Here is a 14033-nt window from a genome sequence, read left to right on the forward strand (position 1 = left end):
AGGAATAATTGGATGAATTTTCCCAGCTATTGGAGAGAGACCCGTAGCCGGCTTGATCAAGAGCTACGCTGCCAAATACCCATACTTTTTTCTACCCTTCCCCCTCTACAGATAGAGACCGTTCAACAAATTATCAGGGACGGCAAACACATTCGAGGCTGCTTGGTTTGTCTTATCAACAATGCCCTAGGAGGCAAGACCGAAGATGCCTTGCCAAGAGCGATAGCCATCGAATGCATTCAAGCAGCCTCGCTTATCCATGACGATTACGTAGATGAGGACGTCACCCGCCGCCAGCGTCCTGCGACCTGGACCGTGGAAGGGCCGCGAAGGGCGGTGCTTTTGGGAGATGTCATGTTTGCAACCGCAATCCAGAGCATGGCGGAATTAGGTAACGAGGATGGGGCCATCGTAGCACGTGCCATTGCTACGGTAGCTAATGGTGCCTACCAAGAGCTTTCTTGGCAGACGGATGGGGGGGGAGCTAACCTGTTCGAAGCAGGCATTTATGATCGCATTATCTATCTCAAAACGGGGGCCCTTTTCGGTGCAGCATGCCAATTAGGCGCCATTGCCACGGGTGCCTCCCAAGAAATCTCAACTTTGGCCTACGCTTTTGGCACCCGGACGGGGGAAGCCTATCAAATTGCCGATGACCTTCAAGACTTTATCACATTATGGGAGCATCCCCAGGAAGGGTTCAAAAAACTCTCTCCGCTACTCCCTGCACTCAATTACTTCTGTCATAGAATGGGGCTAGCTTTACCCCACCACGCCTCCCACCAGCAAAGGGCCCTCCATGAGTGGTGTCAGCGCATTGGGGAAGACTTCATCAACTGCATGGAACAGGAGATCAGTCTACGCTTAAAGCAAGCAGAATCTTATATTGAGTACCTTCCCGATAACCCCTATACAAAGATGCTAAGCAAGGCACCGGCCAAAATCGCCACTATGATGTATTGCTCCACCCTCCCTCCCGGGACCGCGTATCAGATTTTATGAGTGGTTTGTCTATTTCCGGGCTGAAACAATGGCTGAACCATAAAGAGTCAAATATTCCATTTGAATATGGCGGAACCCCTCTTGCTGGAGCGATTCTTTCAGCTCTGACAGCCAAGGACTCTCCTCAATCAACTGGGGCAGCCCATAATAGATTTCTCTCCAGGAGGGGAAAAAAAAGGTGCCAATAGTCTGAAGCATCTTAAAGTAAAAACGCCAGATTTGGACAAGGTAAGGTTTGGGAGGAAAAGTAAAGTCATGCATTAAGAGTAGCCCCCCCTCTTTCAGCATGGTCTTGCTGCTATGGGTAAGAAGCTTCAAATCAGCATATTTAGCCAAGTAGGAGGAACTAATGCAATCAAAAGGCTCCTTTGAGCGATAATCTTCTGCCCGGCTTAATACCAGCTCAATGTTATTGACCCCTAATTTCTGAACCTTGTAACGTGCAACCTCCAGGTATTCTTCCCGCAATTCTACGCCAACCACCTGGCAGTCAGGATAGCGGTTAGCAATAGCCAAGGTGGAAATCCCTGTCCCACAAGCAAAGTCTAAGATGCGCCTGGGATTCGGCGGCATCATATTCACCATCTTGCGTTTCCAGAGACGATCAATTCCCAAGGTCGCCCCATTGACCATAAAATCATAGCTCTTGCCAGTCCCAGCAAAAAACCGCTGGACCAACATCAATTTTGGATCAGGTTGTTTCATCGAGTTATTCCTGAGAATGTATCACCTCCAGCGATTGCAACAGGCAATCTACTGACCTCACTTGGATCTGCCCCCCCCCTTATACACTATGATTAGTAACAACAGAGACGATTTCCCTTCTTGATAGAAAAGAGCTTAAATGTCAGAATTCCATTACTAAGCATAGAGGAAAATATGATGAGAGATGATAAAGATGCCCTTGAAGAATTACTAGATAGTTTAAAGCAACAACGTGATGAGTTGCGTGTGCAAATGCATCTAGCAAAACTTGAGGCTCAAGAAGAATGGGAAGAAATAGAAAAAAGGTGGGATCACGAAGTAAAACCTAAGCTGGATGCGGTCCGTGATGATACCCTAGAAAGTTCCAAGAACATTTTCAATTCCTTAAGGTCAATCGCCGAAGAAATTGAAAACGGATACAAGCGCATTAAAAAGGACTTGGAGTAAAGACTTCATCTATCCAGGAAAGGTTTTCTAGCTCGAATGTGGAGTGATGCATTCGGGCTAGAACCGCCAACAGCAGCCCCATTGATAGAACAATAACGTCTAAAGTTTCATAAGCAAAAATTCCATAGGTAATTTTTTTTGCAGTTTTTCTCAAAAACTTTGAACATCAAACAAGGACTTTTACTATTTTTGGGCATTATGGTTTTCTTGCGATTGCTGCCAGACGAGATATTCCAGAAAAACTCATCATAAACACACAATAACGGTAAAACTATTATGGAGTGGATTGCCGAACCTCAAGCGTGGATAGCCCTGGCGACGCTTACCTCGCTTGAGATTGTTCTTGGTATAGACAATATCATTTTTATTTCTATCCTTGTCTCTCGATTACCTGACCAACAACGACATAAAGCAAGAATAATGGGCCTGTCGTTGGCGATGGGTATGCGTATTGTTTTACTACTATCGCTAGCTTGGGTAATGCGTTTGACGACTCCTCTCTTCTCTCTACTGGGAGAAGAGATATCAGGACGGGATATTATTCTTATCGGCGGTGGACTCTTTTTGTTGGCAAAAAGCACCTTGGAAATTCATAACAGCCTCGAAGGAGCAGAAGAACATACTCAAGGATTGCAAGTGGTCAGCTTTGGGGCAATACTTGCTCAAATCGCAATTCTAGATATTGTATTCTCCCTTGATTCGGTGATCACTGCCATCGGCATGGTAAACCAGATTCCCGTGATGGTCATTGCCATCGTCATTGCAGTTCTTATCATGATGATTGCCGCAAAATCTATTGGGGAATTTGTGGATGCTCATCCTACCGTAAAAATGCTTGCCTTAAGCTTTTTGGTATTAGTAGGGGTGACTCTAATTGCTGAAGGCTTCGATCTCCATATTCCGAAGGGATATATTTACTTTTCTATGGCCTTTTCCGTTACGGTGGAAATGCTCAACCTGCGTCTCCGAAAAAAAGCAAGAACTCCAGTCAAACTCCATAAACCCCTTTGAAGAAATATAGAATACTGCCCTTTTAAGGATTTCAGTAAAAGTTTTGATATTCCTGGAGCAAGCCGGTGGCGTGGAGCCAGGGGACAGGGAAGTCCCCGCCCCGATTCGCCGGGAGCGAATCGGGACATTCGGAGGATGCCTTAAGAAGAAGATTTACCTATAGCGCCTGACCATTGTTCCTGTTCCCGGGAATTTGGGGGAATCTCTTTGGCTATAGGCGATTGGCTTGCTCTTGAATGACTTAATTCGCTCCATTCTGCCATGGTCATGGACCGGACATGAATATCCCGTTGGGGAAATGGTATTTCAATCCCCTGCTCGCGCAGAGCGCGATTGATGGCCGTATTCAACTCGTGCATCAAAGGAAAGCGGTTACCCAACTCCCTCACAAAGGCCCAGACAACAAACTCTAGTGAACTCTCCCCAAAACCCACAAAATAAACGCTAGGTTGAGGTTCTTCCAACACCAATGGGTTGGCAATGACTTCCTTTAAAATGATCTGGTGGGCAAGGGTGGTATCCGATCCATAAGCAATCCCTACCTTGATCGTGATCCGAGTGATCGGATCCGAGAGAGTCCAGTTGACTAACCTATCGGTAATAAAGGACTTATTAGGGACAATTAATTCTTTGCGATCAAAATCTGTCACCGTCGTCGCCCGGATTCGAATTCGCGAAACCGTTCCAGAGATATCCCCTACTGTGACCACATCGCCAACCCGGATCGGCCGCTCAAATAAAATAATCAGGCCCGAAACAAAATTGGCAAAAATTTCCTGTAATCCAAACCCTAATCCCACAGTGAGGGCAGCAACTAGCCACTGTATCTGGGACCAACTTCCCCCAATAGCATCAACCACTAAGATAATACCGGCAATGGCAATGGCATAGCGGGATAAAGTCGTAATAGCATAACGACTGCCTGGTTCTAAGGGAAGCCGCCGCAGCACCACTATCTCCAAAACACCGGGAAGATTTCTTGCGGCACCAAAGGCTATCAAGGCCAAAGCCAAGGCTAGCGCCAAGTTAGCTAAGGTAAAAGGTTTCTGCACCTCTTGGCCTTCTACAACCGCAGTATGGTGCCACAAGGTAATATTGTTAAGGATGCCCAAAGCGGGAAAAGTAGGTGCCCAAATAAGCCAGACGCCAATGACAACGGCTAACCCTATCACCGTATGGAGTAATTGGCGGGTTTGGGCATCAATCGTTTGGATATCCACCTGGTGAATATTCAGCTTGGTAGGCATTCCTTCACCAACCCGGCTTACAGCATCCCGCTCAGCTTCTCGTCTCTCCCGCATCTTGAGGAGCGCCAGTTTGCGTTGCGTTACTTCCAGCCAGCGGGTGACTAAATCATGAATCAGAACGGCGGCGATGATCAGCCGCAAGGTGACAATAATTTCATTTTTAAGATGGAGCGCCGTATAGAAATACCCTGCCGCCGCTAAACCCAGCAAAGCCAGGGGAAGAGCCACAATAGCGGGATACCAAATATAGCGGAAACGGGACAACCAACTTTTCGGCTGCTCGACTAAATACTGTTCCGCAACTCCTCCTTTAGGTCTTAACATCCGTTGAGAAAAAACCGCAAGCGCCGCCATGCTTACCATAAACCCTACTCGACCAAGACTTTCAGTGTAGCTCTCTTTTGCCTCCGCCCCCGCCATTGCAGTCACGAACAAGGCCGGCAGTACAATGGGAATTGCCCAAGCGAGATTTTGCCGCCAAAGTGTCACAACCCGCTGTCGCCAACTAAAATGGACTTTAGCAACGCCATTTGGGCGACACAAGAGCTGCAATCCATGCATAAACAGCAGCGGCAGAGAAATTGCTGTTAGCCCTGCACCTACCGCTTTTGCGAAATCTGGGACCTCCTCAAAAGTTTGTAAAAGCCATCCTGTAAATCCTATGAACAGGGGCCAAGGCGCTGCCGCTAACACAGTGGCGATCAGAGCCCGGAGGGTAAAGCTAAAACGATCCGCATAGGGCCTGGTTACCCGCTCCGCGGTTGCTTCTAAAATCTTGCGTAAGTTATAGCGAACTTGCAGCAGCCCCATAAACATTAACAGGGCTGTAATAACCCATAGGGGCTCATTCATTGCAATGGCGCCCAGCGCCCGAACAGTCTCCAGCCAATGATCTAGGGACAGCAACCAACCTATGCCTCCAAGCAAATCTTGCCACACCTGTAAGCCTAAAGGAGAGGCGCTAGGAATCCATAGCAGATGCTCATCTAGGAATGTGGAGTATTGCTTGACCGTATCCATAAGCTGGCGCTGCACAAAATCCAATTCCCCTATTAATCGTAAGTACTGGGTCTGGGTTGCGCTCAGCTTATCTAACAAATTTTTCCTATCTTTCAGCAGATTACTCACCTCTGCTTTAATTTCTTCCCGCTGATAGGCGAGCAATCCCGGCTCCACTTGTTCTGCCATCACCTGGGTTACCGCCTCATTAAGCTTGCTCAACTGACGGCGTTGTTCATCGACTCGAAGTTGATTAAGGCCGACTTCGGCCATTTCCTCCTGGTATTGTTCAGTTTCCTCCTGATAGTGGCTAAGATCGGGCAGACTACGGCGCTGATCCCGCAAAATTTGCTGCAGTGCTCTATTCAGTCCAGCGATTTCTAATCTCTGCTGGGCACTGTTAAAGTCCTGCTTTATCTGCTTTAGTTGGGCTTCTGCGGCTTCACGTTTAGCCGTCACGCGGCCCAAATGGGCAACCAGCGAAGTAAGCCCTTTGCTCAGGCGAGCATTCTGCTCCGCTAGTTCCTGGATGGCAGGATGTTTACCAGCGGCTTCCTGTTCAGCACGGGCAGCAGCTTCCTGGACCTCTCCCACTTCGACTTGACGCCGCTGATCAATTAGCTCTTGAAGATATTTAACCCGCGCTTGGGCTTGGGAAACCTGCTGTGCTGTCAGATCACGCTGCATCCTCAATAACTGGAGCCGGACATTGTGACTTAATAGTTCCTGCTCGAGCATGTCGATTTCATTCAGGCATGCCTCTAGCTGAGCCTTCAATGCGAGCTGACGGGCTTCGGCAATAAGGGGTGTCTCTGTCGGCGGCGGCGATGCTTTAAGGTCATTTTCTATTCGCTCTTGTCGCTGCTTGGCCTCTGCTAGCTGATCCCGTACCTGCCGAGGACGATGCTGTTGCTCTTGCAACTGCTTGTCTAGCCCAATAAGGGTACTTTCTAAAGCCGCGAGTCTGGCCTGTTCTTTTGCTAGGTGCTGTTCCAACTCAGAAAGAGGGGTCCCATCGGTAATCTGTTCCAGAACCATCATTGCCTTGTCCGTAGCGGGAGAGGCGAGATGCTCATTGATCTCCTCTATTTGAGTTGGCCCTGTCTCAATAGCCTGCTTATAGGCCCTAGCACTGTCCCTATAGGAATTGGCGGCTTGCAAACGCTCCTTGGCCAACCGATATAGATCAAGTAGCTTCTTTTTCTGTGCCTCCTCTAACCCTTGAGCCTCTTCTATTTCCCTTATTTTGCTCTGGACTTGCTCCAAAGTCACCGAAGAATTCAAATGAACAAACTCATCTGCCCCTACAGAGGGAAGAATCGCCGCCATGGCCAGCAGGAGGCAAATATTCAAAGCGCGAGATGGCCTTAAGGCCAAAAAAACACCGAGACCAGTTAGCATTAGGGTTGGCTTCATAATATCTGTTTAATCTTTTTGATTTTCAAACCAATTAACTTCGTATGCGTTGCCTAAACTCTCCAGCTGTTTGACGCATTTTTCGTAACCACCGTCTCGCCCATGCAAATTCAATGGCTAAAATACCTAAACCAATCGGGATCACCACAACAGCAGGACCTGGCAATACAATCATTGCGATCCCCACTAAAAGCACCGAGGTACCAAGAACGAGCACCACAATCCGTCGCGCTTGCCGATAGCTAAGAACCGCTAAAGTAACTAAATCGCTAAATAGCGGTTCGGCCCGCCTGTTAACGTCCATGGGGGGGATTAACAATGAAGCGAGAACTCCCAGGGCGAGAATGCTCCCGATAGTCACTAAGGAAACAATATTTGGAATGGGATACGAGTGGATCAGCATCATTTTGACAGCGAAATAAACCAAGACAAAAACTAAACTCAGCTTAATGTAGCGGAATCTTTCCACATAACCGGCAATGGTAAAGTACAGGGCTCGAAGACCCAGCACTGAGAAAACATTGCAAGTGAATACTAAAAAGGGATCTTGAGTGACGGCTAAAATAGCAGGAATGGAGTCTAACGCGAACATTAGATTAGTGCTTACCACTAAAATTAGAGCAAGCAATAAAGGTGTTACTGCACGGTTTCCATTTAGGGCGCTAAAGAAATCCCCGTCTTTATAGTTAGCCGTAATAGGATAAAATTTTTTAACCAGGGGCAACAATGGATTGTGGCCTATGTTGATATTATCCTGACGTATCATCATCATCCTTACCGCCGTGGCCATGAGCAGTCCCCCAAACAAGTAGACGCTCCAGTGGAAACGAGCCATCAGCACGGTACCGAGGGTGACCATGATGACCCGCAAACCAATCGCCCCCAAAACTCCCCAAAGCAACAGGCGATGTTGCTCCACCACAGGCACTTTCAAATACGAAAATATCATGGCGATGACAAAAATATTGTCTATGGAGAGGGATTTCTCCATCAGGAAACCTGTCAAAAACTGGACCGCAGCTTGCTGACCGCTAAAGTCATGGGAGGCAATATCACTCCACCCAAGCCAGTTATTCTCATAGAGAAAATACACAAAAACATTAAAGCAAAGTGCCAATACTACCCAGGTCATCGTCCAAACCAGAGCCTCTTTGACACAAACCATACGTGTCCCACGATTTAGGACAGCAAGATCCAATATGAGCAACCCGATAATAAGCGCGATAACTCCGATCCAAATAGAGACCGTCATTGCTTATTATCTCCCTGCTCTGCTGACCGAAAAAAATCACCTATAACCAATAACTGCACAAAATTACTCCCTTAACCTCTTGATAGAGAAGATACAATAAAGACCCATTGTATAGCGTATTGTCAAAAATTAACCTTAGTGGGTAGACTTCACTACACCCTCCCCGGAGGCTCGATACTAGAACCTGCCGCCAAGGGCAAAGAAAAACAGATATAGGGAAATAAACTAGAGTCGGCTTTTAGCCGCAAATACACGCGAATAAATGCTTATAAAACAATGCTGAGCGGGAGTTTTATAGGTATAGGGTGCCCAGAACGTAGCGACGCTGACCATTAAAATGAAAAGGAAAATCCATAATCAAAGATGAGTTTTGCCGCGCGCAACCCTTCTAAAAGAATTCTTCAGCAGCTTCTCAGGCAAAACGACCTAGGTGTACTGGCATGCGCCTAGCCCCCCAAGTCCCAGGGACTGACTCAAAAACGCCAGCACAAGGCGTGTCGCACCGCTGGCAATAGCCATTGGCGGTCAACCCCCAGTCCGATAGGCTATACCAATCCCGGCCAATCAGCAGATGGCCACAGTGGTGGCAATAAGTACTCCCCCCCTTGAGATCATGAACATTGCCCACATAAGCATAGCGAATGCCATTTTCAACTGCAATTTGGCGGGCCCGCATCAAAGTGGCAGATGGGGTGGATAATTTATCCATCATCTTCCAGTCAGGGTGGAAAGCAGTAAAGTGCCAGGGGACCTCCCTTCCCAAATGCTCCACAACCCATTGACTCATCGCTTCCAACTCCTGATTGGAATCGTTTTCACCAGGGATTAAAAGAGTCGTCATCTCAAACCAAACTTGGGTTTCATATTTTAGATAGGCCAAAGTATCCAGTACCGGTTGTAGATGTCCTCCCGTGATCTTGCGGTAAAATTTTTCAGTGAAAGCTTTGAGATCGACATTGGCGGCATCCATATAACGGTAAAATTCCATCCGTGGCTCATCACAAATATAACCCGCTGTTACTGCAACGGATTTAATACCTCGCTCGCGGCAAGCCTGGGCAACATCGATAGCATACTCCATAAAGATAACAGGGTCATTGTAAGTATATGCCACACTACGGCACCCGAGTTCTCCAGCCGCACGAGCAATGGCCTCCGGGCTGGCCTGATCAGCAAGAGTGTCAAATTCTCGCGACTTGCTGATGTCCCAATTTTGACAGAATTTACATGCCAAATTACAACCCGCTGTTCCAAAAGACAGGATGGGTGTTCCCGGTAAAAAATGATTTAGAGGCTTTTTTTCAATAGGATCGATACAGTAGCCACTAGAACGCCCATAAGTGGTTAAAACAATTTGACCGTCCTGGCAAGCACGGACAAAACACAACCCTTGTTGGCCCTCACGTAATTTGCAATAACGGGGGCACAAATCACATTGGACCCGACCATCATCCAAGCGATGCCAATAACGAGTGGGAACCGTATCCGAAAAGGTTTCAATGACCAACGCAATAACTCCTGGGCAGCTCCTTGGGCGCCCTCATGGGAAATACTCAGCTTTTATGCGTTAGATAGTGTTCACCAGTAAAGTTTCCCTATTGGCTTGTTCCCCGCTATCCTATTTCATTTTGAGGATAAACCATGATGACCTTACGGCAACCGGCTGTTGCAGGCCTATTCTATCCTGCCGATTTGGTGGCACTACAAACCCAAATACAGAACTTTTTCAAGACGATTGGAACAGGCGGGAGCCCACCCAAAGCCATTATTGCACCCCATGCAGGCTATCGCTACTCTGGCCCAGTAGCGGCATCAGCTTACGCCACTCTACAAAAAGTCCAGGAGCGGATTCATCGGGTTATTCTTCTAGGTCCTTCCCATCGAATTCCCTTTTATGGGATAGCAACCAGCCAGGTAGAGGGTTTCGCAACCCCCCTTGGCATCGTTCCCGTAAACGAAAATGATTTACAACTGGCCTTAACCCTCCCTCAGGTCAGAATACTAGATGAGTCCCATGCCCTAGAGCATAGCTTGGAAGTCCAGCTGCCTTTCTTGCAGGAAACTCTCGGTGATTTTTCCCTGGTTCCACTAGTTGTAGGGCAGACCTCCCCCAAACAGGTCAAGGAGGTACTCGATCTCTTTTGGGATAGCAAGGAGACCTTAATTATCGTCAGTTCAGATTTAAGCCATTATCACGACTACGCTACTGCCCAACAGCTCGATAGGGCTACCACCAAAGCAATAGAAGTTTTACAGCCCGAGGTGATTCATCCTGAACAGGCCTGCGGTTACATTCCAATGGGCGGGCTCCTCATGGCGGCACGGGAACGCGGCCTTCACGGGACCACCCTTGACCTCCGCAATTCCGGTGATACCGCAGGTTCCCGAGATCAAGTCGTTGGCTACGGTGCCTATGTCTTTCAGTAATCCCCCCGTTTTTTTACCAGCAGAAAGGCAGAGATTGGGAGAAATAGCCCGTGACTCTATTCGCCACGGACTCGAGACAGGGGAACCTTTGCCTATTGAACTCGATAACTATCCACCGCTAATCCAACGCATCGGCGCTAATTTTGTGACTTTGACATGGGAAAATCGGTTGCGCGGCTGTATGGGCACCCTCGAAGCCTATCGGCCCTTGGTCTTAGATGTTGCGGAAAATGCTTATGCCAGTGCTTTTCGTGACCCTCGATTCCCCTCGTTGACAACCGGGGAATTTGAGCGGCTGACTATCGCCGTCTCAATCCTAACTCCCCCACTTTTGATGACCTTTGAGAACGAACAAGACCTGATTTTCCAGTTACGTCCAGGAGTTGACGGGTTAGTACTAGAAGAAGGGACACTTCGGGGGACCTTTCTTCCTGCAGTTTGGGAAGTATTGCCCGATCCTCAGCTATTTCTCAGGGGACTCAAACGGAAGACGGGCCTACCACCAGAGTATTGGTCGGATTCTTTACGAGTGTTCCGCTATACGGTGGAAAAAATTTGAATTTTGCGATCTCATCGACAAAAGCCGATCGATTTAGGCGCACACTCACGCCGATCAGGCCATATGGCATAATCTAATTTCGCCCCTTGCAAAGAAGCTCCGTCTAAATGAGCGCCGGACAAATCAGCGTAGGAAAGATCGGCGTAATCTAGCCTAGCATGACTCAAATCCGCATTGCATAAATTAGCACTTCGTAACATGGCATCGGAAAGATCCACATGCCTCAAGTTGGCAAAGGCCAAATTGGCATAAGTTAAAACAGCAGAATTTAACGAAGCTTGGGACAGATCGGCACCTTTAAGGGATGAATTGAGGAGATTGGCTCCATTTAGATTGGCCGCTACCAAAACTCTTCCCGAAAGCAGGCAATTACTCCAGTCCACCCCTGGTCTAGGAGGCATATCGCAGTTTCCCATGTGCCAAATAGAGGATAGGAAAAAGAATCCCCCTGACAGGGCAACCATTGCCAAGATAATCGCCCCAATAAAACGACGTTTAAGGGGATAGCTGGCCTGGTACGCTTTTAGTTGGCTCCTAAGCTGCGTCCGTGCTCTGCGGTATTTGATGGTTTCAGGTAGCTCAGGAGAGCGCCGGTCCTTTCCACTGCGTTGCTCAGACAGTAAACGCCGATCCCTGAACCTGCGGCGATCAAATCCAGAGCGGCGATCACGCCAAGGGTATCCCGCCTCGTATTGTTTTAGGCCTGGAAAAGTTTCGGCCCTGCTTTTATCATGCTTTGTTTGCACCCAAATTAGAGATAATCGCTAAAGGTAGGCTTTTCTAATACATACCACTATTCTTGCCATTCGTTCAATCTATTTTGGTTATCCGCATGGTTAGTACCTGCCTGGCCGAATGGGGTATTTGCAGTCGAATTAGTATTATGCAATAAGTAGACCAACCCCGCTTCGTCTCGAGACAGCCCACAGCTGGCTATTAATTGGTCAATATCAGCACCGTTACGCACCATCTTTATCGCCTGGCTATAAGCACAATTCTCAGGCGTATGCAAGTCAATTTGATCTTGCCGTTCATCAAGTTTTTTTACCCGCCGCTCCAACTGTAAAATTTGGTTTCCTAACCTCGCCGAACCAGCACAAAGCACACCAAAATCCTTCTGTAACTGCTGCAGCTGTTGGACTTGCTCCTCTAACTGCCGATTGGCTCGATACAAAGTAAGATTTAAATAGAGCACTAAGATTATCAGCACCCCTGTCACCACAAAAAGCAGCCAGACCAATTCCATTACCGCCTCAATTCTAAAACTAACGGTATCTGGAACACAGGACTAAGAGTAAAAGATACCGCTTCGCTTAGTTCTTGGCTTGCCCCTCCCCAACAGGGGACCCTTGAGCTTCCAGCGTACGGCGGCTAAAGGGCCGCCCCAGTATCACTAGTACCACGCGCCGGTTCCGGCGCCTTCCCTCTGCTGTACTGTTAGCTGCCACCGGCCGGTATTGTCCATAACCGATAGCGGCCATACGTGCGGGGGATACGCCAAAGCGATCAAGCAGATGCACGACGCTCGCTGCCCGTGCCGATGACAATTCCCAGTTAGAGGGAAAAACTGGTGTGCTGATCGGAACATTATCGGTAAACCCCTCAACTTGGATGGGGTTGGGAAAGCGGCGCAAGATCTTGGCTAACTTCTTTAACTCTGGCACGGCTTCTGCTTCCAATTTAGCGCTTCCACTAGTAAAAAGTACCCTATCATTGATTTCAACCTCCAACCATTCCCGGCCTTGACGTAGGCGAACCAAGTTCTCATCGATTAAAGGCTGCAAGGCAGTTCTAATCTCCTTAGTAATGACCCCAAGACTGGCTATCACCGAACTCTCCTCCTGGACAGAGGTTGCAGAAAACGATATTGCTGAAGTCGGGGTCACAGAGGAGATTTCAGGTAATGCCTCTATTTCAATAGGACTAGAACCCGAGGCAACGATTAACTCCCCTACCTCAATAGGAGGCTCTATCCGGCGAGAGGCTTGAGGAAATATCGCAGTCAAACTTTCTGAGAGCACCCGGTACTTCCCTTCATTGATAGAGGAGACAGCATACATGACGACAAAAAAAGCAAACAATAAAGTAATAAAATCCGCATAAGACACCAGCCAACGCTCATGATTTTCCTGATCTTCCTGATCTTCCTGCCAGCGTCGGCGGGCCATAACGCACTCAATCCAAGTAACTTTGTAAATGGATTTCGATATTGCGGGGATTTTCCCCCTCGGCGATACCAATAAGCCCTTCTACTACCATTTCACTAATATATGAGCGTCCTCGGATAAGCACCTTTAATTTATTAGCAAAGGGGAGAAAAAATAAATTAGCAAGACCCACCCCATAGATCGTCGCCACAAAAGCAACCGCAATGCCACTACCTAAGGAGGAGGGGTCGGCCAGATTACCCATGACCTGTATTAATCCCATTACAGCCCCAAGAATACCAATAGTGGGGGCATACCCGCCCATAGACTCAAAAACCTTGGCGGCCAGGAGATCTCGCTGCTCCGCAAGTTCAATATCCAGCTCCAGGATCTTGCGGATATCCTCTGGTTCGTTTCCATCCACCAATAATTGCAAACCTCGACGGGAAAAACGATCAGCCTCAGTCTCGGCTATAGCCTCTAGCCCTAATAAACCTTCCTTACGGGCAATCTTGCTCCATTCAAGGATATTGGCAACAAGTTCTTCTGCCCGCTGGGAAGGTGGCCGAAAAACCCAACCCGAAATCTGGAAGGCTCGCCAAAAAAGTTTGAGGGGAGTCTGTAACATCACCGCTCCCAGGGTACCCCCTAAGACAATAAGCAAAGCCACAGGATTGAGAATGGCTCTTAACTCTCCTCCTTCTAAATACTGGCCAACGAGAATGGCCCCAAATCCAATGATCACGCCAAGGATACTCAAGATATCCATGCTTTACACCCGTTGCTCCCCTGGCGCTAGTAAGACCACTCCTAACTGCAAC

Annotated in this window: 13 protein-coding genes; 5 read left to right on the forward strand and 8 right to left on the reverse strand. The window is 48.0% G+C overall.

What is annotated here, in order from left to right:
* Nucleotides 1-12 precede the first annotated feature (12 nt).
* Nucleotides 13-1002: a polyprenyl synthetase family protein gene (locus E3U44_RS02465; RefSeq protein WP_134356504.1), complete on the forward strand. Its 990-nt coding sequence runs from the start codon at nt 13-15 to the stop codon at nt 1000-1002.
* Nucleotides 1003-1011: 9 nt separating this feature from the next.
* Here the strand turns inward: E3U44_RS02465 and E3U44_RS02470 are convergent, their stop codons facing one another.
* Nucleotides 1012-1707, reverse strand: a complete 696-nt coding sequence (locus tag E3U44_RS02470) for a class I SAM-dependent methyltransferase (protein WP_134356505.1) — start codon at nt 1705-1707, stop codon at nt 1012-1014.
* Between the two features lie 174 nt (nt 1708-1881).
* Here E3U44_RS02470 and E3U44_RS02475 point away from each other — a divergent pair, with 174 nt between their 5' ends.
* Nucleotides 1882-2154 (forward strand): hypothetical protein, encoded by a 273-nt coding sequence (locus E3U44_RS02475; RefSeq protein ID WP_134356506.1) that lies wholly within the window; start codon nt 1882-1884, stop codon nt 2152-2154.
* A gap of 276 nt (nt 2155-2430) precedes the next feature.
* Nucleotides 2431-3165, forward strand: a complete 735-nt coding sequence (locus E3U44_RS02480; protein ID WP_134356507.1) for a TerC family protein — start codon at nt 2431-2433, stop codon at nt 3163-3165.
* 140 nt (nt 3166-3305) lie between these two features.
* Here E3U44_RS02480 and E3U44_RS02485 read toward each other — a convergent pair whose 3' ends face one another.
* The 3 genes from E3U44_RS02485 to amrS form a co-directional block, all read right to left on the reverse strand.
* Nucleotides 3306-6827 carry a mechanosensitive ion channel domain-containing protein gene (locus tag E3U44_RS02485; RefSeq protein ID WP_206054873.1) on the reverse strand — a complete coding sequence of 1174 codons (3522 nt, stop codon included), beginning with the start codon at nt 6825-6827 and terminating at the stop codon, nt 3306-3308.
* Between the two features lie 34 nt (nt 6828-6861).
* Nucleotides 6862-8079 (reverse strand): TerC/Alx family metal homeostasis membrane protein, encoded by a 1218-nt coding sequence (locus E3U44_RS02490; protein ID WP_134356508.1) that lies wholly within the window; start codon nt 8077-8079, stop codon nt 6862-6864.
* Between the two features lie 412 nt (nt 8080-8491).
* Nucleotides 8492-9586 (reverse strand): AmmeMemoRadiSam system radical SAM enzyme, encoded by a 1095-nt coding sequence (gene amrS, locus E3U44_RS02495; protein WP_134356509.1) that lies wholly within the window; start codon nt 9584-9586, stop codon nt 8492-8494.
* 134 nt (nt 9587-9720) lie between these two features.
* Between amrS and amrB the strand changes: the two genes are divergently transcribed.
* Together amrB and amrA are read left to right on the forward strand one after the other, a co-directional pair.
* Nucleotides 9721-10506: an AmmeMemoRadiSam system protein B gene (gene amrB, locus E3U44_RS02500; RefSeq protein ID WP_134356510.1), complete on the forward strand. Its 786-nt coding sequence runs from the start codon at nt 9721-9723 to the stop codon at nt 10504-10506.
* Between the two features lie 34 nt (nt 10507-10540).
* Nucleotides 10541-11065 (forward strand): AmmeMemoRadiSam system protein A, encoded by a 525-nt coding sequence (gene amrA, locus E3U44_RS02505; protein ID WP_240761700.1) that lies wholly within the window; start codon nt 10541-10543, stop codon nt 11063-11065.
* Nucleotides 11066-11076: 11 nt separating this feature from the next.
* On the opposite strand, the gene E3U44_RS02510 is transcribed toward amrA, so the two are convergent.
* From E3U44_RS02510 to E3U44_RS02525, 4 genes are all read right to left on the reverse strand, one after another.
* Nucleotides 11077-11811, reverse strand: coding sequence for a pentapeptide repeat-containing protein (locus E3U44_RS02510; protein WP_134356512.1), 735 nt, complete (start codon nt 11809-11811; stop codon nt 11077-11079).
* A 47-nt stretch (nt 11812-11858) separates the two neighbouring features.
* Nucleotides 11859-12311: a DUF2802 domain-containing protein gene (locus E3U44_RS02515; RefSeq protein WP_134356513.1), complete on the reverse strand. Its 453-nt coding sequence runs from the start codon at nt 12309-12311 to the stop codon at nt 11859-11861.
* 67 nt (nt 12312-12378) lie between these two features.
* On the reverse strand, nt 12379-13233 hold the full coding sequence (gene motD / locus E3U44_RS02520; RefSeq protein WP_134356514.1) for a flagellar motor protein MotD: 855 nt from the start codon (nt 13231-13233) through the stop codon (nt 12379-12381).
* A gap of 7 nt (nt 13234-13240) precedes the next feature.
* Entirely contained in the window at nt 13241-13981 is a 741-nt protein-coding gene (locus tag E3U44_RS02525; protein ID WP_134356515.1) for a flagellar motor protein, read from the reverse strand.
* Nucleotides 13982-14033: the final 52 nt, after the last annotated feature.

Source organism: Nitrosococcus wardiae, from assembly GCF_004421105.1.
Classification (GTDB): domain Bacteria; phylum Pseudomonadota; class Gammaproteobacteria; order Nitrosococcales; family Nitrosococcaceae; genus Nitrosococcus; species Nitrosococcus wardiae.